26 protein-coding genes are annotated in these 16,010 nt (G+C 43.7%); 22 read left to right on the top strand and 4 right to left on the bottom strand.

All coding sequences use genetic code 11. The features are described 5' to 3' along the window. The first annotated feature begins 277 nt into the window (after positions 1–277). Positions 278–1,150 carry an acyl-CoA thioesterase gene (locus J502_RS01590; RefSeq protein WP_017400886.1) on the top strand — a complete coding sequence of 291 codons (873 nt, stop codon included), beginning with the start codon at positions 278–280 and terminating at the stop codon, positions 1,148–1,150. A gap of 143 nt (positions 1,151–1,293) precedes the next feature. Next, positions 1,294–2,541, top strand: a complete 1,248-nt coding sequence (locus J502_RS01585; protein ID WP_034682847.1) for a dicarboxylate/amino acid:cation symporter — start codon at positions 1,294–1,296, stop codon at positions 2,539–2,541. 89 nt (positions 2,542–2,630) lie between these two features. Here J502_RS01585 and yihA read toward each other — a convergent pair whose 3' ends face one another. The 4 genes from yihA to J502_RS01565 form a co-directional block, all read right to left on the bottom strand. Continuing rightward, entirely contained in the window at positions 2,631–3,476 is an 846-nt protein-coding gene (gene yihA / locus J502_RS01580) for a ribosome biogenesis GTP-binding protein YihA/YsxC (protein ID WP_034682844.1), read from the bottom strand. 100 nt (positions 3,477–3,576) lie between these two features. Then, positions 3,577–4,026: an RrF2 family transcriptional regulator gene (locus tag J502_RS01575; RefSeq protein WP_005018324.1), complete on the bottom strand. Its 450-nt coding sequence runs from the start codon at positions 4,024–4,026 to the stop codon at positions 3,577–3,579. Positions 4,027–4,128: 102 nt separating this feature from the next. After that, positions 4,129–4,890, bottom strand: a complete 762-nt coding sequence (locus tag J502_RS01570; protein WP_034682842.1) for a globin domain-containing protein — start codon at positions 4,888–4,890, stop codon at positions 4,129–4,131. A gap of 267 nt (positions 4,891–5,157) precedes the next feature. Then, positions 5,158–6,351: a PLP-dependent transferase gene (locus J502_RS01565; protein ID WP_017400890.1), complete on the bottom strand. Its 1,194-nt coding sequence runs from the start codon at positions 6,349–6,351 to the stop codon at positions 5,158–5,160. Between the two features lie 161 nt (positions 6,352–6,512). Between J502_RS01565 and J502_RS01560 the strand changes: the two genes are divergently transcribed. From J502_RS01560 to rpsE, 20 genes are all read left to right on the top strand, one after another. Then, positions 6,513–7,241 (top strand): type 1 glutamine amidotransferase, encoded by a 729-nt coding sequence (locus J502_RS01560; protein ID WP_026443870.1) that lies wholly within the window; start codon positions 6,513–6,515, stop codon positions 7,239–7,241. A gap of 257 nt (positions 7,242–7,498) precedes the next feature. Then, the gene (gene rpsJ, locus J502_RS01555) at positions 7,499–7,810 is read left to right on the top strand and encodes a 30S ribosomal protein S10 (RefSeq protein WP_000070912.1); all 312 of its coding nucleotides are present in this window, start codon (positions 7,499–7,501) and stop codon (positions 7,808–7,810) included. Between the two features lie 58 nt (positions 7,811–7,868). Beyond that, positions 7,869–8,507 carry a 50S ribosomal protein L3 gene (gene rplC, locus J502_RS01550; protein WP_034682839.1) on the top strand — a complete coding sequence of 213 codons (639 nt, stop codon included), beginning with the start codon at positions 7,869–7,871 and terminating at the stop codon, positions 8,505–8,507. 11 nt (positions 8,508–8,518) lie between these two features. Beyond that, entirely contained in the window at positions 8,519–9,121 is a 603-nt protein-coding gene (gene rplD, locus J502_RS01545) for a 50S ribosomal protein L4 (RefSeq protein ID WP_005018333.1), read from the top strand. After that, positions 9,118–9,438 (top strand): 50S ribosomal protein L23, encoded by a 321-nt coding sequence (gene rplW, locus J502_RS01540; RefSeq protein ID WP_005018334.1) that lies wholly within the window; start codon positions 9,118–9,120, stop codon positions 9,436–9,438. Before rplD ends, rplW begins: the two co-directional genes overlap by 4 nt. An 11-nt stretch (positions 9,439–9,449) precedes the next feature. Beyond that, complete coding sequence (gene rplB, locus J502_RS01535) at positions 9,450–10,274, top strand: 50S ribosomal protein L2 (protein WP_005018335.1); 825 nt, start codon at positions 9,450–9,452, stop codon at positions 10,272–10,274. A 20-nt stretch (positions 10,275–10,294) separates the two neighbouring features. Further along, entirely contained in the window at positions 10,295–10,570 is a 276-nt protein-coding gene (gene rpsS, locus J502_RS01530) for a 30S ribosomal protein S19 (RefSeq protein WP_004985338.1), read from the top strand. 9 nt (positions 10,571–10,579) lie between these two features. Continuing rightward, complete coding sequence (rplV, locus tag J502_RS01525; protein ID WP_001982638.1) at positions 10,580–10,909, top strand: 50S ribosomal protein L22; 330 nt, start codon at positions 10,580–10,582, stop codon at positions 10,907–10,909. A 1-nt stretch (position 10,910) separates the two neighbouring features. Next, positions 10,911–11,663: a 30S ribosomal protein S3 gene (gene rpsC / locus J502_RS01520; protein WP_005018336.1), complete on the top strand. Its 753-nt coding sequence runs from the start codon at positions 10,911–10,913 to the stop codon at positions 11,661–11,663. Positions 11,664–11,666: 3 nt separating this feature from the next. Continuing rightward, entirely contained in the window at positions 11,667–12,080 is a 414-nt protein-coding gene (gene rplP / locus J502_RS01515) for a 50S ribosomal protein L16 (protein ID WP_005018339.1), read from the top strand. Further along, on the top strand, positions 12,080–12,277 hold the full coding sequence (rpmC, locus tag J502_RS01510; RefSeq protein WP_005018343.1) for a 50S ribosomal protein L29: 198 nt from the start codon (positions 12,080–12,082) through the stop codon (positions 12,275–12,277). Before rplP ends, rpmC begins: the two co-directional genes overlap by 1 nt. After that, positions 12,274–12,531, top strand: coding sequence for a 30S ribosomal protein S17 (gene rpsQ / locus J502_RS01505; protein ID WP_005018344.1), 258 nt, complete (start codon positions 12,274–12,276; stop codon positions 12,529–12,531). Before rpmC ends, rpsQ begins: the two co-directional genes overlap by 4 nt. 92 nt (positions 12,532–12,623) lie before the next feature. Further along, the gene (gene rplN / locus J502_RS01500) at positions 12,624–12,992 is read left to right on the top strand and encodes a 50S ribosomal protein L14 (RefSeq protein ID WP_005018345.1); all 369 of its coding nucleotides are present in this window, start codon (positions 12,624–12,626) and stop codon (positions 12,990–12,992) included. Positions 12,993–13,001: 9 nt separating this feature from the next. After that, complete coding sequence (rplX, locus tag J502_RS01495; RefSeq protein ID WP_005018346.1) at positions 13,002–13,322, top strand: 50S ribosomal protein L24; 321 nt, start codon at positions 13,002–13,004, stop codon at positions 13,320–13,322. 15 nt (positions 13,323–13,337) lie between these two features. Next, the gene (gene rplE / locus J502_RS01490) at positions 13,338–13,874 is read left to right on the top strand and encodes a 50S ribosomal protein L5 (protein ID WP_005018347.1); all 537 of its coding nucleotides are present in this window, start codon (positions 13,338–13,340) and stop codon (positions 13,872–13,874) included. Positions 13,875–13,883: 9 nt separating this feature from the next. Further along, the gene (gene rpsN, locus J502_RS01485) at positions 13,884–14,189 is read left to right on the top strand and encodes a 30S ribosomal protein S14 (protein ID WP_034429190.1); all 306 of its coding nucleotides are present in this window, start codon (positions 13,884–13,886) and stop codon (positions 14,187–14,189) included. A gap of 12 nt (positions 14,190–14,201) precedes the next feature. Further along, complete coding sequence (rpsH, locus tag J502_RS01480) at positions 14,202–14,597, top strand: 30S ribosomal protein S8 (protein ID WP_005018351.1); 396 nt, start codon at positions 14,202–14,204, stop codon at positions 14,595–14,597. 13 nt (positions 14,598–14,610) lie between these two features. Further along, positions 14,611–15,144 (top strand): 50S ribosomal protein L6, encoded by a 534-nt coding sequence (gene rplF / locus J502_RS01475; RefSeq protein ID WP_005018353.1) that lies wholly within the window; start codon positions 14,611–14,613, stop codon positions 15,142–15,144. 14 nt (positions 15,145–15,158) lie between these two features. Beyond that, positions 15,159–15,509, top strand: coding sequence for a 50S ribosomal protein L18 (gene rplR, locus J502_RS01470; protein WP_005018355.1), 351 nt, complete (start codon positions 15,159–15,161; stop codon positions 15,507–15,509). 2 nt (positions 15,510–15,511) lie between these two features. Next, a complete protein-coding gene (rpsE, locus tag J502_RS01465) occupies positions 15,512–16,009 on the top strand; it encodes a 30S ribosomal protein S5 (RefSeq protein WP_005018357.1) in 498 nt (165 codons plus the stop codon). The last annotated feature ends 1 nt before the right edge of the window (position 16,010 follow it).

Raw genomic sequence — 16,010 nt, 5'->3', positions numbered from 1 at the left:
CTAGACGACTGAAACCGGTATCCGGTCATCGACTGATTTTGTATTAAATCGAACAGAAAAACGGGTCTGCCATTTTCTGCTAAAACAGAAGAGAATGGCTAGCTTTTATCGTTAAAAATCGTATTTTTAGGGATTATAACCCAAAAGTAAATATGGCAGCAGCTCTCAGGAAAGTTTAGCGTTTTACTCAGAAAATATGGCAAAATAGTTTATCTATCTTGTTTTCGTTCATCATTTCATGGGGCTGTTTCGGTCTTCCATTCATTAAAGGTATCTTATGAATACTTTAACTCAAGAACTTGTTGAGCTTTTAACCCTGGAAAAGCTAGAAGATAATATCTATAGGGGAATAAGCCGCAACCTGGTCGGTAAACGGGTGTTTGGAGGCCAAGTACTTGGACAGGCCTTACGTGCAGCATCTTATACTGCGGACCGTCCCGCACACTCCATGCATGCTTATTTCCTGTTTGGTGGCGATGTTAATGCGCCTATCATTTATGAGGTTGAACGTCTGCGTGACGGAAAAAGCTTTGTCAGCCGTCAGGTGCGAGCCATTCAGCATGGACGTACCATTTTTTCTGCGATGGTGTCTTTTGCAGAACCGGAAGAAGGTTTGAACTACCAGCATCAGGAACCAAGTTATCCTGCACCTGAAACACTAAAAGCCGAGCAGGAGTTAAAAGAAGGTTTAATCAGCTTTATCCCTGAAAATGTACGTGCCAGCTTTATGCGGAATCGTCATATTGAAATCCGTCCGGTAAATATAGATAACCCGTTTCAGCCCCAACCTGAAGCACCTTATTATGCCCACTATTTACGAACCCATGACCAGATTGCAACCGAAGTCGATGAAATTTCCCTGCATCAGGCCATTGTAGCGTTCTATTCTGATTTCACCTTGATGACCACAGCGCTACGTCCACATGGCTTAAGCTATCTTTCACCAAGTCTGCAATGTGCCAGTCTGGATCATGCAATTTATTTCCATCGCCCTTTGCGCGCGGATGAATGGATGTTATATGACATGGAGGCAACAGTCAGTGCCAGCTCACGCGGTTTAAACTTTGGCCGCATGTGGCAAAATGGCCAGCTAGTGTGCAGTACTGTACAAGAAGGCCTGATGCGTTTACGTGAAATTGAAACCCAGTAATATCTGCTAAAAAGTACATTCTAAAAGCCCTCCTCAGGGAGTGGCTTTTAAATATTAATAAAAGTCCCTATAAATAGCCTCGATTCTTGTGGAAGCTCATGGCATAGTGCCTGAAAGGGACTACTTGACTACTGCTTACTCTAATGAGCCTAAATACACAGATTCTATTTGCTGCCATTATCGGGCTAGCTTTCGGTTTTTTCTTAAAATATAACCCTGACCTCAGTTTTTTTGACAGCAGTATTTATCTGCTCGGCATTGCCAGCAGTATATTTATTGGTTTGCTCAAGATGTTGCTCATTCCACTCATTTTCAGCTCGATTGTGGTTGGTGTTTCTAACCTACAGTCTGGTGGGCAATTGGGCCGAGTCTGGAAAACCACCTTAATTTGCTGTGTGACCACTACAACCCTGGCACTGATTTTAGGTATTGGTTGTGCCCATCTGTTTGAAGTGGGTAAAGGGATGAATATTAGTTTATTCCAAGAAGCCATGCAGTCACATCAGACCCCGGATACAATGACACCGTCTGCTTTTTTTACCAACTTTATTCAAAATACTCTTATTAACCCGTTTAAAGCTTTTAGCGATGGTAATGTGCTGGCTGTAGTAGTGTTTGCATTGTTTCTAGGGGTTGCACTGGTGAAAGGCGGGGAGAGGTTTAATTCGATTCGCGGACTGAGTCAGCAGTTTTTTGATCTGATGATGATGTTGGTCGGCTGGGTCATGAAACTGGCTCCATTGGGTATTGTGGCACTCCTGGCAAAACTGGTCGCGACTGAAGATATTTCTATTTTGAGTCGACTGGCTGAATTTGCTGCAGTAGTAACCGGCACAACAATTTTTCATGGACTGGTAGTCTTGCCGCTACTGCTCTGGATTTTTGGCCGGATGTCACCGATACGCTTTTTCCGTGGTGCACGTATTCCCTTGGTAACAGCTTTTGCAACCAGTTCGAGTTCAGCAGTCATGCCTTTGAGCCTGAAGGCTGCACAGGAGAATCTGGGAGTACGACCTCATATTGCCGGTTTTGTAATTCCTTTGGGCACACAGCTTAATATGGATGGGACGGCTCTTTATGAAGCTGCGGCGGCTTTGTTTATTGCGAATCTGATCGGGCTGGACTTAAGCTTGGGACAACAGGTGATTGTCTGCCTGACCGCCATGATTGCTTCATTAGGGGCCCCGGGAATTCCAAGTGCAGGAATGGTTACCATGATTATGGTATTACAGTCAGTAGGGTTGCCTGCCGAAGCAATTGCTATTTTACTGCCGATTGACCGTTTACTTGATACAGTGCGTACTGTAGTGAATGTGCAGGGTGATATGATGATTAGTGTAGTGGTAGACCGTTATAGCCAGCCGGCTAAAGATCTTCAGTCCGAAGTTTAAAAGAACTGTGTTCTGTATTTCCTTAACATGGACTGCAAAGTATTCCTACCGGAGAAATAATATATTCCGGTAGGATAATTTCTGCATCTTTATCGGGCTATTCTGGTTTTTTGTTCAGCGTGCTGTTCTGGTAAAAAGTCTTCCAGTTCTTCTACAGTATCCACTTCATCTTCTTCAACTGCTTCTGGAATACTGTCCAGATCAAACTGTGTAGACTGTTCTAGCGTAAAGTTCAGACGACCCGCCATAACACTGGCCAGCTCTTCTAACCCCTGTTTGTTCAATGAAGAAAATAGCTGGATCGAGAAATTGAGCTTCATTTTCTTCAATTCCTGCTTGACCTCAAGCAAAGTTTTATTAGCCGGACCGCGGTTTAACTTGTCTGCTTTCGTCAACAGGATATGTACAAACAGTTTCCGGGAATGGGCCCATTCCAGCATCATGGTATCGAAATGCTGTAATGGATGGCGGATATCCATGAGCAGTACTAAACCTTGCAGGCTTTCACGGTGAATCAGATAATTTTCCAGTTCTTTTTGCCAGACAATTTTCATGGTCTCTGGAACGGCCGCATAACCATAACCAGGTAAATCTACCAGACGCTGGTTAGGGTTACCCAGACTAAAAAAGTTGATCATCTGGGTACGGCCAGGCTTTTTAGAGGCACGTGCTAGTTGTTTTTGGTTGGTTAATGCATTAATGGCACTGGATTTTCCAGCATTTGAACGACCTGCAAATGCAATTTCGTAACCGGTATCTTCAACACAAAGCGAAAGCTTGGGTGCACTCATCAGGAACTCGGCTTTACGTAACCAGTTTAGTGCCCGTACAGAGTATTCGGTAATAGCAGGGTCCAGCGCTTTTTCATAGCTGATTTTCTGCCTAGGCGCCTGCGCCGTTTTACTGTTTTTAGATTTACCACTGCTGCGATGCATAGCACTTCACTTGCGTTACTGAGATTACAGCGCCTAGTATAAAGGAAGTAAAGGATTCTCGCGAATCTTGTACTATCAAGTTATACAGATTAGCAAAAATTCAGGAAAGATTAAGTAAAGCAATTGCTGAATGAGTAGAGAGATGTGGTTGAACAGGCTGAATATTTAGAACCTGGCCCAATGTATATTGGTTCAGACTCTGATAGAACTGTTCAACTGCTGTATCTAAAATACCTTTAAGGCCACAATCTGAACGGAGCACACAAGGCGGTGAATTACATTCTACAATTGGCTGGTCACCTTGCAGTATTCGAACAATATCGCCTACACGTGAATCAAGTGCCTGCGGATTCAGCTGAATACCGCCCCCTTTGCCACGTAATGTAATCAACCAGCCCTGTTTACCCATAAAATGTACAATCTTGACCAGATGATTATGGGAAATCTGTAGATCTACTGCAATTTCTGCAATGGTATATGGCGTATTTCTTGGACGTGAAATATACATCAAGCTACGCAAAGCATAATCAGTGAATTTATTTAATTGCATGACCAGCCAGCTTTGGAAACAGGGAAATAGGACACTATCTTAGCCTGAAAGCTTCCCGAAAGAAACTTTCAGTACATTATATAAATCTTTATATTCATAAGATCAAAAACTTACCGGCGCAGTCACATCCACCTGGTCACCTGCTTTATAGTGGTTGAGCAGAATGTCTTCTACAGAGTATTCCGTCGGAGTTGGGTCAGGCTTGACCACAAATGTATAACTATTTTCTTGAGCTTCCTGAAAACTGAACTGTAATGGCTGTAACAGTTCCTGACCAGGAACATGGACACGGACTGAAATAAACGCGCCCGCATCAGCCGGAGAAATTGGCTGGCCATCTGCTGATTCTATGGTAAAGCGTTTACCACCTTCTACATCTTCAACCTGTGTAATCTTGAAAGGACGCCAGCCAGCCCAACCACCTTGATGCTCTGCCAGATTGCTGTATTTCTGTTTTTCCACCCCAATTAAAATATCTGCCAATTGTAAATAAGCCTGTTTCCATGCTTCGATCAATTCCGATTCGAATGGTACATCCAGTACTTCACTAATCGAATGCAATAAATTATCACCCACGATTGCATATTGATCAGGTTGAATGTCGAGGCTGGCATGTTTGGTAGTGATGCGTTCAACGGCCTTAGCTAAAACAGCAGGATTCTCAATGTGCTCTGCATAAGCTAGTACCGCAGCAGCCAGTGCGCGTGGCTGGCGTCCTGTACTTTGATGGTCCAGATTGAAGACATTTTTTAATTCTGGATAGTTGTTTAGCATGCGTTTGTAGAAATAGCTGGTTAGTGCCACACCATTTTCACGCAGTACAGGAACAGTAGATTGGACCAGTTCGATTTGTTGTGAATTCATGTTGAGAATCTCAAGGTATCTAAAAAGATATATTTAAAATACATTTTTAAAAATTGTTATGCAATAGATTGCTCATACAAAAACCATATTTTTTTTATGGTTTAAGATAAGTGGTTCTAATTAAATATGAAATAATCATAAATAAAAGCGAAAAATTGTAGTTATATTGAATAATCTACTGTTAATTAAATTTAATCAGCCCATTAAGAATATAATTTTTATAACATGAATAAAAAAAAGAGGAGAGTAAGCTCTCCTTGATTAAAACTATCTTAAAACCTGTAAAGCTTGCTGAATATCGGTTATCAGGTCATCTACAGCTTCAAGGCCAATACAAAAACGGACTAAAACACCCTCTTTTAGGTGGGTACATTCAAGCGTACGCATCTCTTTGAGCTGATACAGCATAACTAAACTGACCGGTCCACCCCAGCTAAAACCTAGCTTAAAGAGTCTGAGCTGGTCACAAAATTTTCGTACTGACTCAAGATCATATTCAGGTTTAAAAATAACGCTGACTAGTCCGGCACTTTGTTTATCTATACAGGTTTCTTTCCAATATTGATGACCGGGTGAATTTTCATCTGCAGGATGTAATACCTGTACAAACTCAGGCTGCTGCTTCAACCAGTTCAAGAGCACAATAGTATTGGCAGACTGCTGCTGATAGCGAAGTTGCATATGAGCCAGACTGCGTTGTATTTGGGCTGCATCATCTCCAGAAATCGAGATTCCCTGAATGGCATGCATGCGAAACAGTTGTTGATATAGTTTCCGGTCACGTGTAACTACACTTCCCATTAGAATGTCAGCACCGCCACTTGGGTATTTGGTCAGGGCATGGACTGTCAGATCTACACTCAAATGCTCATCAGAGAAATCAAAAGCATTAAAAGCAAGACCGGCTCCCCAGGTATTATCTAGTGCAGTAAGTATTCCTGACTGCCGGGCTTTTCTAACCAGTCTTCTTAAATCTGGAAACTCCAAACTGACTGATCCTGCTGCTTCCAGCCATAAAAGTTTGGCCTTTGAAGTAGGCTGAAAACTTTCATGCTCCAGCGCATTATAAATTTTAACCTCAATACCATAACGTTGATGCAGATTGCGCAAATGCTCCATGTTTGGACCATAAATATTGTCTGGAACCCACACCTCATCCCCGTGACTTAAGAAACAGGAATTGACCAGATTAATTGCTGATAGCCCGCTAGGGGTAAGCAGACTGTGCTGTCCACCCTCAATCTGGGCAATATTATCTGCTAGGGTAAAAGTTGTCGGTGTACCGTGTGTGCCATAACTATAATCATATGCATCAGTCCAGTGCCGGTTAAACAGGGCATCGGTGTTTTTAAAAATGATAGTGGATGCACGAAAGAGGGGAGGCTGCACTGTTTCAATATATTGAGGAGCTTTACGTGGTGCGTGAACTAGACACGTCTGTTTATTCTGAATTTTAGACATAATAAACTGGTAACGCTAATGTGGATTAAAATGACAGATAAAGTGATTTTTCCAGATTTTGCAAATGAATTTGTGAAAATGCGTAATCAATTTTTCACTTATCCAAAATTGGCGTCATTTTTGCAAATATTTGGCTAATACATTAATGATTGGTCAATACTATGAAAAAAAATTTAAAGGTCCATTATTTTCAACACATTGCCGGTGAGGGTTTTGGAAGTTGTTACGATTTTTTACGTCAGCATCAAGCCCAGATTAGTGCAACAGAATTTTTTGCCTTGCCTTTTAACCTTCCCGTAGATCTTGAGGCTCTGCCTGATATTGATGATGTCGACTTGCTAATTGTCATGGGTGGAAAGATGAGTGTAAATGATGAAGCACTCTATCCATGGTTAAAAGTAGAAAAGCAGTGGATTCGCCGTTATATTTCAGCTGGAAAACCGGCAATTGGTCTGTGTCTGGGCGGACAGTTGATTGCCAATGCGCTGGGTGCGAAAGTTAAGCCTAATCATCATCAGGAACTTGGCTGGACTACAGTTTACCGTAGCCGAACTATTCCCAAAGACTGTTTTGCTCTACCTGCCCAGTTTGAAGTAATGCAGTGGCATCGGGAAACCTTTGAAATTCCTCACGGCGCTATCCATTTAGCAGAAAACCCAGCATGTGCCAACCAGATGTACCAGATCGGAAAAAATGTACTTGGTTTCCAGTTCCATCCAGAAATCACTCCAAATACCTTGAGGCTTTTTCTGGATGATGATGAGGAGTTATCCATATTCAACGGTGATTACATACAGTCCGCAATACACTTAAAAAAATCGGTTTCCGAACAGTTTGTCGTGGGGAACTCTATTTTGAATGAAGCGATTCAATACGTATTGCGTAATTAATATGCCAGTGCTCCTTAAATATCAAATAACCCAGATAAAATCAGGAAAATTGAAAAAGAGAATTGCGTAAGAGTTAAACAATCGTTATAATGAGCAACCCCTAAATTTGGGGCACTAACGGCGAATAAAGTCGTTAGGATCGTGACAGTCGTGGCATCGATCATGACCTTAGTGATTTTCACTGCCTTTGACACTTACCAATAGGTGAGGTGCGTCAAGGGTGATTCTTTATATATTTTGGCTTGGAGTTTACTGGTATGTCTAACCAGAGAATCCGTATCCGTCTTAAGTCTTTTGATCATCGTCTGATTGATCAATCTGCTCAAGAGATCGTAGAAACCGCTAAGCGTACTGGCGCACAAGTGTGTGGTCCAATTCCGATGCCTACTCGCATCGAACGCTTCAACGTTCTTACTTCACCGCATGTAAACAAAGATGCGCGTGATCAGTACGAAATCCGCACCTATAAACGTCTGATCGATATCGTTCAGCCAACAGACAAAACTGTTGATGCGCTGATGAAATTGGATCTTGCGGCTGGGGTTGACGTTCAGATCGCATTGGGTTAAGGCTTTCGGTTAATTAGCTCCTAAGTTAATTAAGCCGCTTTTTTAGAGGTTTACACACATGGCTATTGGTTTAGTCGGTCGCAAGTGCGGTATGACCCGTATCTTCACAGAAGCCGGCGTCTCTGTGCCAGTTACAGTGATCGAAGTTGATCCAAACCGCATCACGCAAATCAAAACGCTTGAAACTGATGGTTATCAAGCAATTCAAGTAACTACTGGTGAACGTCGCGAATCTCGCGTTACTAACGGTCAAAAAGGTCACTTTGCAAAAGCAGGCGTGGCAGCTGGTCGTCTGGTTAAAGAGTTTCGTGTTACTGAAGCAGAGCTTGAAGGTCGTGAAGTTGGTGCTTCTATCGGTGTTGATTTGTTCGCAGTAGGTAAGATCGTTGACGTAACTGGTCAATCAAAAGGTAAAGGTTTCCAAGGTGGTGTGAAGCGTTGGAACTTCCGTACGCAAGATGCTACTCACGGTAACTCTGTTTCTCACCGTGTTTTAGGTTCTACAGGTCAAAACCAGACTCCTGGTCGCGTGTTCAAAGGCAAAAAAATGGCCGGTCACCTAGGTGATGAACGCGTAACAGTACAAGGTCTTGAAATTGTATCTATTGACGCTGAACGTTCTGTTTTAGTTGTTAAGGGTGCTATTCCTGGTGCAACTGGTGGCGACGTGATCGTTCGTCCTACCATCAAGGCCTGAGGGGAAATAACGTGAATTTAAATACTGTTTCCGGCTCTGCTGTTGAGTTGTCTGAAGTTGCCTTCGGACGTGAGTTTAACGAAGCACTTGTACACCAAGTTGTTACAGCTTATTTAGCTGGTGGTCGTCAAGGCTCAAAAGCTCAAAAGTCACGTGCTGACGTATCTGGCGGTGGTAAAAAACCATTCCGTCAAAAAGGTACTGGCCGCGCTCGTGCTGGTTCTATTCGTAGCCCAATCTGGGTTGGCGGCGGTAAAACTTTTGCTGCTCGTCCACAAGACTGGTCTCAAAAGGTTAACCGCAAAATGTACCGCGGTGCAATGCAATGTATCCTGGCTGAACTTGTTCGCCAAGATCGCTTGGTTTTGGTTGAAGAACTTCAGGTTTCTGCTCCTAAAACTAAAGAATTGCTTGCAAAACTGAACGACTTGAACGCACCTCGCGCATTGATCGTTACTGATGCGGTAGATGAGAACTTATATCTTGCAGCACGCAACCTTCCACATGTTGATGTGGTAGATGCAACTGCAATCGATCCTGTAAGCCTGATCGCGTTCGATAAAGTTGTAATGTCTGTAGCTGCTGCTAAGAAAATTGAGGTAGAACTCGGATGAACAACGAACGTATCTATCAGATTCTGAAAGGACCAGTCTTCTCAGAAAAAGCACAAGTTTTAGGTGAAACTGCTGGTGTTCAAGTATTCAAGGTTGCGATTGATGCAAACAAGCTTGAAATCAAAAAAGCAGTTGAACAACTCTTTGGTGTAGAAGTGGTTAAAGTAAACACGACTATTACTAAAGGTAAGTCTAAACGCTTTGGTAAAACATTAGGACGTCGTTCTGATGTTAAAAAAGCATACGTCACCCTGAAAGCTGGCCAAGATGTTGAAATGGCTGACTTGGGCGATACCGCTGAAAGCGCAGCGGAATAAGGACGAAAATTATGCCGATTCAAAAATGTAAGCCAACGTCTCCAGGACGTCGCTTTGTAGAGAAAGTCGTTCACGACCATCTTCACAAAGGCGCGCCTTATGCTCCGTTGGTTGAAGCTAAAAAACGTACTGGTGGTCGTAACAACAACGGTCACATTACAACTCGTCACGTGGGTGGTGGTCATAAACAGCACTATCGTATCGTAGACTTCAAACGTAACAAAGATGGTATTCCTGCGACTGTAGAGCGTATTGAATATGATCCGAACCGTACCGCACACATCGCATTGCTGAAGTATGCTGACGGTGAACGTCGTTATATCATCGCGCCTAAAGGTCTGCGTGCTGGCGATAAAGTACAGTCTGGTAACGATGCTCCAATTCGTACCGGTAATTGCTTGCCACTTCGCAATATGCCACTTGGTTCTACACTACATAACATCGAACTGAAAATTGGTAAAGGCGCGCAGTTAGCACGTTCTGCTGGTACTTCTGTTCAGTTGTTGGGTCGTGACGGTTCTTACGCAATTGTTCGTCTGCGTTCAGGCGAAATGCGTAAAATTCACGTTGAATGCCGTGCTGTAATTGGTGAAGTTTCTAACCAAGAAAGCAACCTTCGCTCACTAGGTAAAGCTGGTGCTGCACGCTGGCGTGGTGTTCGTCCTACCGTACGTGGTATGGCGATGAACCCAGTTGATCACCCGCATGGTGGTGGTGAAGGGCGTAACAAAGGTATTCAACCTGTAAGCCCATGGGGTCAAAAAGCTAAAGGGTACAAGACACGTACCAACAAGCGTACGACTAAGATGATTATTCGCGACCGTCGCGTTAAGTAACAAGTAAAGGAATCTGACTAATGCCTCGTTCTCTGAAAAAAGGCCCATTCGTCGATGCGCACTTGTTCGCTAAGGTTGAAGCGGCTGTTGCGGCTAATAACCGTAAGCCGATCAAAACTTGGTCGCGGCGTTCGATGATCCTACCAGACTTTGTTGGTCTAACAATTTCTGTTCATAATGGTCGTAACCATGTTCCAGTAATTATTACTGAACATATGGTTGGTCATAAACTCGGTGAATTCGCGCCAACTCGTACCTATCGTGGTCACGGTGTTGACAAGAAGTCTAAACGTTAAGGTGCTATGATGGAAGTTACTGCTAAATTACGCGGTGCCGCTATCTCGGCACAAAAAGCTCGTTTGGTTGCGGACCTTATTCGTGGCAAATCTGTTGCTCACGCGCTTAATATCTTGAACTTCAGCAATAAAAAAGCTGCGGTACTGGTGAAAAAAGCTTTGGAATCTGCAATTGCAAACGCTGAACACAATAACAGTTTAGATGTAGACGACCTTAAAGTTTCTACGATTTATGTGGATGAGGGCATGAGCCTGAAACGCATTATGCCACGTGCTAAAGGCCGTGCAGATCGTATTACTAAGCGTACTTGTCACATCACCGTTAAGGTAGGGGTTTGATATGGGTCAGAAGGTTCATCCAATCGGTATCCGCCTAGGTGTTGTGAAACGTCATAACGCTAACTGGTATGCGAATCCGAAACAATACGCTGAATATTTGCTTAAAGATCTTCAAGTGCGTGAGTTTTTAACTAAAAAACTTAAAAGCGCGATGATCAGCAATATTCTTATCGAACGTCCTACAGGCGCTGCTAAAGTAACTATTAGTACTGCTCGTCCAGGTATCGTAATCGGTAAAAAAGGCGAAGATATTGAGAAATTACAGCGCGAACTTACCAACATCATGGGTGTTCCAGCGCAAGTAAGCATCAATGAAATTGATCGTCCAGACTTGGATGCTCGTTTAGTTGCTGAAGCGATTGCTTCTCAACTGGAAAAACGCGTTATGTTCCGTCGTGCTATGAAGCGTGCGGTACAAAATACGATGCGTGCTGGTGCTAAAGGTATCAAAGTTGAAGTTTCTGGCCGTCTAGGTGGTGCAGAGATCGCTCGTACTGAGTGGTATCGTGAAGGTCGTGTACCTTTACATACACTTCGTGCTGACATCGACTACGCTACCATGCGTGCTGAAACAACTTACGGTACAATCGGTGTTAAAGTTTGGATCTTCCGTGGTGAGATCTTGGGTGGCATGAAACAAGTCATGAACCCTGCTCCAGCTGAAGAGCGTCCAGCTAAACGCGGTCGTGGGCGTGGTGAAGGTCAAGAGCGTCGTGGTCGTCGTTCGGACCGTGCTGCAGACAAGGGAGAATAATCCATGTTGCAACCTAAACGTACCAAATTCCGTAAAGTGCAAAAAGGCCGTAATACTGGTCTAGCACATCGTGGAAGTACAGTATCATTTGGTTCTATCGCACTCAAAGCTACTGGCCGTGGTCGTATGACTGCGCGTCAAATCGAAGCTGCGCGTCGTACCATTAGCCGTCGTGTTAAACGTGGTGGTAAAATCTTTATCCGTGTATTCCCGGACAAACCAATTACTGAAAAGCCATTAGAAGTTCGTATGGGTAACGGTAAAGGTAACGTGGAATATTGGGTTTGCGAAATCAAACCAGGTAAGATCCTGTACGAAATGGAAGGTGTGAACGAAGAACTGGCGCGTGAAGCATTTACGCTTGCTGCTGCTAAGCTTCCGTTTAAAACCACTATCGTGACTCGGACGGTAATGTAATGAAAACTAAAGATCTACGTGAAAAATCGGTAGAAGAATTGAAAGCTTTGCTTGATGAGCAGCAGCTTAACCAATTCCGTCTTCGTATGGCGAAAGCAACTGGTCAGTTGGGTAAATCGCACGAAGTGCAACTTGCTCGCAAGGCGATTGCTCGCATCAAGACACTCCTTACCGAAAAACAGGGGAACGGACAATGAGTGAAAATACAGTCCGCACGTTAACCGGCAAAGTCGTAAGTGACAAAATGGACAAGTCTATTGTTGTGCTTATTGAACGCCGCGTTCAACACCCGTTGTATGGCAAACTTATTCGCCGTTCAACTAAATTACACGCTCATGATGAGAACAACGTTGCTAAACTTGGCGACCTTGTGACCATTAAAGAAAGCCGCCCAATTTCTAAAACCAAGTCATGGACATTGGTTGAAGTTGTTGAAGCAGCTGCTGAGTAATTAGACGTTCTTGTTGCATCATCGGACAATTTCAAGTACTCTTTGAGCCTTTCGAAATTGTGACCGGTGATGCTCGGTTTTGGAGTAGGGCAATGATTCAAACCGAAACGATGCTCGACGTAGCAGACAACAGTGGTGCACGCCGCGTACAATGTATTAAAGTACTTGGTGGCTCACATCGTCGTTATGCTTCTGTTGGCGACATTATTAAAGTTACTGTAAAAGAAGCAATTCCACGTGGCCGTGTTAAAAAAGGCGACGTAATGAATGCAGTTGTGGTACGTACTAAGTTCGGTATCCGTCGTCCGGATGGTTCTTTGATCCGTTTTGATGACAATGCTGCTGTATTGTTAAACAACAATAAAGCTCCGATTGCCACTCGTATTTTCGGACCAGTGACTCGTGAACTTCGTACTGAACAGTTCATGAAAATTATTTCACTGGCTCCTGAAGTTCTATAAGAGGCAATCATGGCTAAGATTAAAAAAGGCGATCAGGTAATCGTGATCGCAGGTAAAGAAAAAGGCAAACAGGGTACTGTTCTGTCTGTTTCTGGTGACCGTGTTAAGGTTGAAGGCCTTAACTTGGTGAAGAAGCATCAGAAGCCAAACCGTGTAACTGGCGCTGAAGGCGGTATTGTTACTCAGGAAGCTTCGCTTCATATCTCAAACGTGGCAGTTTTTAATGCTACAACCCAAAAGGCTGACCGTGTTGGTTACCGCGTAGATGAAAACGGTGTGAAAACTCGCGTTTATAAATCTAACGGTGAATCAGTGGCGGTAGCGAAGTAATAGGTTGAATGGGCAATGGCCAGACTTAAAGCGCGTTACAATGAAGAAATCAAGACTAAGTTGAAAGAAGAACTTGGTCTTGCTAATGTGATGGAAACTCCTCGCATTACTAAAATTACCCTGAACATGGGTGTAGGTGCAGCTGCAACTGATAAGAAATTATTAGATGGCGCTGTATCTGATATGCAAGCAATTGCTGGTCAAAAACCAGTGGTAACACTTGCACGTAAATCAATCGCTGGTTTCAAAATCCGTGATGGTTGGCCAATCGGTTGTAAAGTAACTTTACGTGGCGACCAAATGTACGAATTCTTGGACCGTCTGATCTCAATCGCAATCCCTCGTATCCGTGACTTCCGTGGTTTCTCAGCGAAATCTTTCGATGGTCGTGGTAACTATTCTATGGGCTTGAAAGAACAAATCGTTTTCCCTGAAATCGATTTTGACAAGATTGATCGTATTCGTGGTATGGACATTACCATCACTACGACTGCTCGCACCGATGACGAAGGCCGTGCGCTTATGCGTGCATTCGGCTTCCCGTTCAAATAAGAGGTCGATATGGCTAAGAAAAGTATGATTAATCGCGAATTAAAGCGCGAGAAAACCGTTGCTAAATACGCTGCAAAACGTGCTGAGTTGAAAGCCGTAATTGCAAACGTAAATGCAAGCGACGAAGAGCGTTTTGAAGCGATGATGAAATTACAAGCATTGCCGCGTAATGCATCTCCAATCCGCCTTCGTAACCGTTGTGGTTTAACTGGTCGTCCTCATGGTTACTTCCGTAAGTTTGGCCTGGGCCGTAATAAACTACGTGATACAGTAATGCAAGGTGATGTACCAGGCGTTGTTAAGGCAAGCTGGTAAGGAGCGACTATAATGAGTATGCAAGATACCGTTGCCGACATGCTAACACGTGTTCGTAACGCACAAATGGCGAAGAAACAAACTGTTTCTATGCCGAATTCTAAGTTGAAAGTTGCGATTGCTAACGTACTTCAACAAGAAGGTTATATTTCAAATGTAGAAGTTGCTGATGTTGAAGGCAAACCTACTTTGACTATCACTTTAAAGTATTTTGAAGGCAAGCCAGTTATCGAAACTGTGAAACGCGTAAGCCGTCCAGGTCTTCGCCAGTATCGCGGTAAAGATAAACTTCCAAGCGTTAAGCAAGGTTTGGGTATTGCAATTGTTTCTACAAGCAAAGGCCTCATGACTGATCGCGCTGCACGTGCTGCAGGTATCGGTGGTGAAGTTATTGCTTTTGTTTCTTAATAGGTGATTCCTCATGTCTCGTGTGGCTAAAGCCCCAGTAACTGTACCTAACGGTGTTACAGTTACTCAGAACGGCCGGCAGGTCGAAGTGAAAGGCACAAAAGGTAACTTGTCTTTCAACCTGCATGCGCTGGTCGAGCTAAAACAGGAAGAAGGTCAGCTTCATATTGCTCCAGTTAAAGAGTCGAAAGACGCTTGGATGCAAGCTGGTACTGCTCGCGCTGTGTTAAATAACCTTGTAAAAGGTGTTAACGAAGGCTTCGAACGCAAGTTGCAACTGATCGGTGTTGGTTATAAAGCTGCGGTTAAAGGTGATGTTGTTAACCTGAACCTTGGTTATTCTCACCCAATCGATTATTCCCTTCCTGAAGGCGTAACTGCAGAAACTCCTACTGCAACTGAAATCGTACTTAAATCTGCGAATAAACAGTTGTTAGGTCAGGTAGCTGCTGACATCCGTTCATATCGTCAACCTGAGCCGTATAAAGGTAAAGGTGTTCGTTATTCGGATGAAGTTGTACTTCGTAAAGAAGCTAAGAAGAAATAAGGCGCGAGGTTCTGATGAACGAAAAGAAACAATCCCGTTTGCGTCGTGCGAAAAGCACACGCTTGCACATTCGTGCATTGGGTGCGACTCGTTTGTGTGTAAACCGCACTCCGCGTCACATCTATGCTCAAGTTATCTCAGCAGATGGTGGCAAAGTTTTAGCGCAAGCTTCTACTTTAGATGCCTCTCTGCGTAGTGGTACTACCGGTAATGTTGAAGCAGCTACTAAAGTGGGTGCTTTAATCGCGGAACGAGCTAAAGCAGCTGGCGTTACTAAAGTTGCATTTGACCGTTCTGGTTTTAAATATCATGGTCGTATCAAAGCCTTGGCTGATGCTGCCCGTGAAGGCGGCTTGGAGTTCTAATCATGGCGAAAGTTGAACAAAACGAAGGTCTCGTTGAAAAGCTGGTTGCCGTTGATCGTGTAGCCAAGGTTGTTAAGGGTGGTCGTATCTTCTCTTTCACAGCATTAACTGTTGTGGGTGATGGTAATGGTCGTGTAGGTTTTGGTCGTGGTAAAGCACGTGAAGTTCCAGCTGCTATCTCTAAAGCACTTGAAGCTGCTCGTCGCAACATGATCACTATCGAACTTAACGATGGTACTCTGCAACACCCAGTTCGTGCTCGTCATGGCGCAAGCCGTGTATTTATGCAACCTGCATCAGAAGGTACTGGCGTAATTGCTGGTGGTTCTATGCGTGCTGTTCTTGAAGCAGCAGGCGTGCGTAATGTATTGACGAAATGCTATGGTTCTACTAACGCTGCAAACGTCGTAAATGCAACCTTTAACGGTTTGCGTGACATGACTACTCCTGAGAAAGTTGCTGCGAAACGTGGTCTATCAGTAGAACAAATTCAAGGGTAAT

Origin of the sequence: Acinetobacter sp. 1294596 (assembly GCF_000582925.1) — a bacterium.
GTDB lineage: Bacteria > Pseudomonadota > Gammaproteobacteria > Pseudomonadales > Moraxellaceae > Acinetobacter > Acinetobacter radioresistens.
This window is presented reverse-complemented; position numbering and strand designations above follow the sequence as displayed.

What these genes read in the sequence shown, in the direction of transcription:
- J502_RS01590 (WP_017400886.1), top strand. Translation starts at nt 278, where the DNA reads ATGAATACTTTAACTCAAGAACTTGTTGAGCTTTTAACCCTGGAAAAG.
- rpsH (WP_005018351.1), top strand. Translation starts at nt 14,202, where the DNA reads ATGAGTATGCAAGATACCGTTGCCGACATGCTAACACGTGTTCGTAAC.
- rpmC (WP_005018343.1), top strand. Translation starts at nt 12,080, where the DNA reads ATGAAAACTAAAGATCTACGTGAAAAATCGGTAGAAGAATTGAAAGCT.
- rplX (WP_005018346.1), top strand. Translation starts at nt 13,002, where the DNA reads ATGGCTAAGATTAAAAAAGGCGATCAGGTAATCGTGATCGCAGGTAAA.
- rplP (WP_005018339.1), top strand. Translation starts at nt 11,667, where the DNA reads ATGTTGCAACCTAAACGTACCAAATTCCGTAAAGTGCAAAAAGGCCGT.
- yihA (WP_034682844.1), bottom strand. Translation starts at nt 3,476, where the DNA reads ATGCATCGCAGCAGTGGTAAATCTAAAAACAGTAAAACGGCGCAGGCG.
- J502_RS01565 (WP_017400890.1), bottom strand. Translation starts at nt 6,351, where the DNA reads ATGTCTAAAATTCAGAATAAACAGACGTGTCTAGTTCACGCACCACGT.
- rpsE (WP_005018357.1), top strand. Translation starts at nt 15,512, where the DNA reads ATGGCGAAAGTTGAACAAAACGAAGGTCTCGTTGAAAAGCTGGTTGCC.
- rpsS (WP_004985338.1), top strand. Translation starts at nt 10,295, where the DNA reads ATGCCTCGTTCTCTGAAAAAAGGCCCATTCGTCGATGCGCACTTGTTC.
- rplC (WP_034682839.1), top strand. Translation starts at nt 7,869, where the DNA reads ATGGCTATTGGTTTAGTCGGTCGCAAGTGCGGTATGACCCGTATCTTC.
- rplB (WP_005018335.1), top strand. Translation starts at nt 9,450, where the DNA reads ATGCCGATTCAAAAATGTAAGCCAACGTCTCCAGGACGTCGCTTTGTA.
- rplR (WP_005018355.1), top strand. Translation starts at nt 15,159, where the DNA reads ATGAACGAAAAGAAACAATCCCGTTTGCGTCGTGCGAAAAGCACACGC.
- J502_RS01560 (WP_026443870.1), top strand. Translation starts at nt 6,513, where the DNA reads ATGAAAAAAAATTTAAAGGTCCATTATTTTCAACACATTGCCGGTGAG.
- rplV (WP_001982638.1), top strand. Translation starts at nt 10,580, where the DNA reads ATGGAAGTTACTGCTAAATTACGCGGTGCCGCTATCTCGGCACAAAAA.
- J502_RS01570 (WP_034682842.1), bottom strand. Translation starts at nt 4,890, where the DNA reads ATGAATTCACAACAAATCGAACTGGTCCAATCTACTGTTCCTGTACTG.
- J502_RS01585 (WP_034682847.1), top strand. Translation starts at nt 1,294, where the DNA reads ATGAGCCTAAATACACAGATTCTATTTGCTGCCATTATCGGGCTAGCT.
- rpsJ (WP_000070912.1), top strand. Translation starts at nt 7,499, where the DNA reads ATGTCTAACCAGAGAATCCGTATCCGTCTTAAGTCTTTTGATCATCGT.
- rplE (WP_005018347.1), top strand. Translation starts at nt 13,338, where the DNA reads ATGGCCAGACTTAAAGCGCGTTACAATGAAGAAATCAAGACTAAGTTG.
- rplW (WP_005018334.1), top strand. Translation starts at nt 9,118, where the DNA reads ATGAACAACGAACGTATCTATCAGATTCTGAAAGGACCAGTCTTCTCA.
- rplF (WP_005018353.1), top strand. Translation starts at nt 14,611, where the DNA reads ATGTCTCGTGTGGCTAAAGCCCCAGTAACTGTACCTAACGGTGTTACA.
- rpsN (WP_034429190.1), top strand. Translation starts at nt 13,884, where the DNA reads ATGGCTAAGAAAAGTATGATTAATCGCGAATTAAAGCGCGAGAAAACC.
- J502_RS01575 (WP_005018324.1), bottom strand. Translation starts at nt 4,026, where the DNA reads ATGCAATTAAATAAATTCACTGATTATGCTTTGCGTAGCTTGATGTAT.
- rpsQ (WP_005018344.1), top strand. Translation starts at nt 12,274, where the DNA reads ATGAGTGAAAATACAGTCCGCACGTTAACCGGCAAAGTCGTAAGTGAC.
- rplN (WP_005018345.1), top strand. Translation starts at nt 12,624, where the DNA reads ATGATTCAAACCGAAACGATGCTCGACGTAGCAGACAACAGTGGTGCA.
- rpsC (WP_005018336.1), top strand. Translation starts at nt 10,911, where the DNA reads ATGGGTCAGAAGGTTCATCCAATCGGTATCCGCCTAGGTGTTGTGAAA.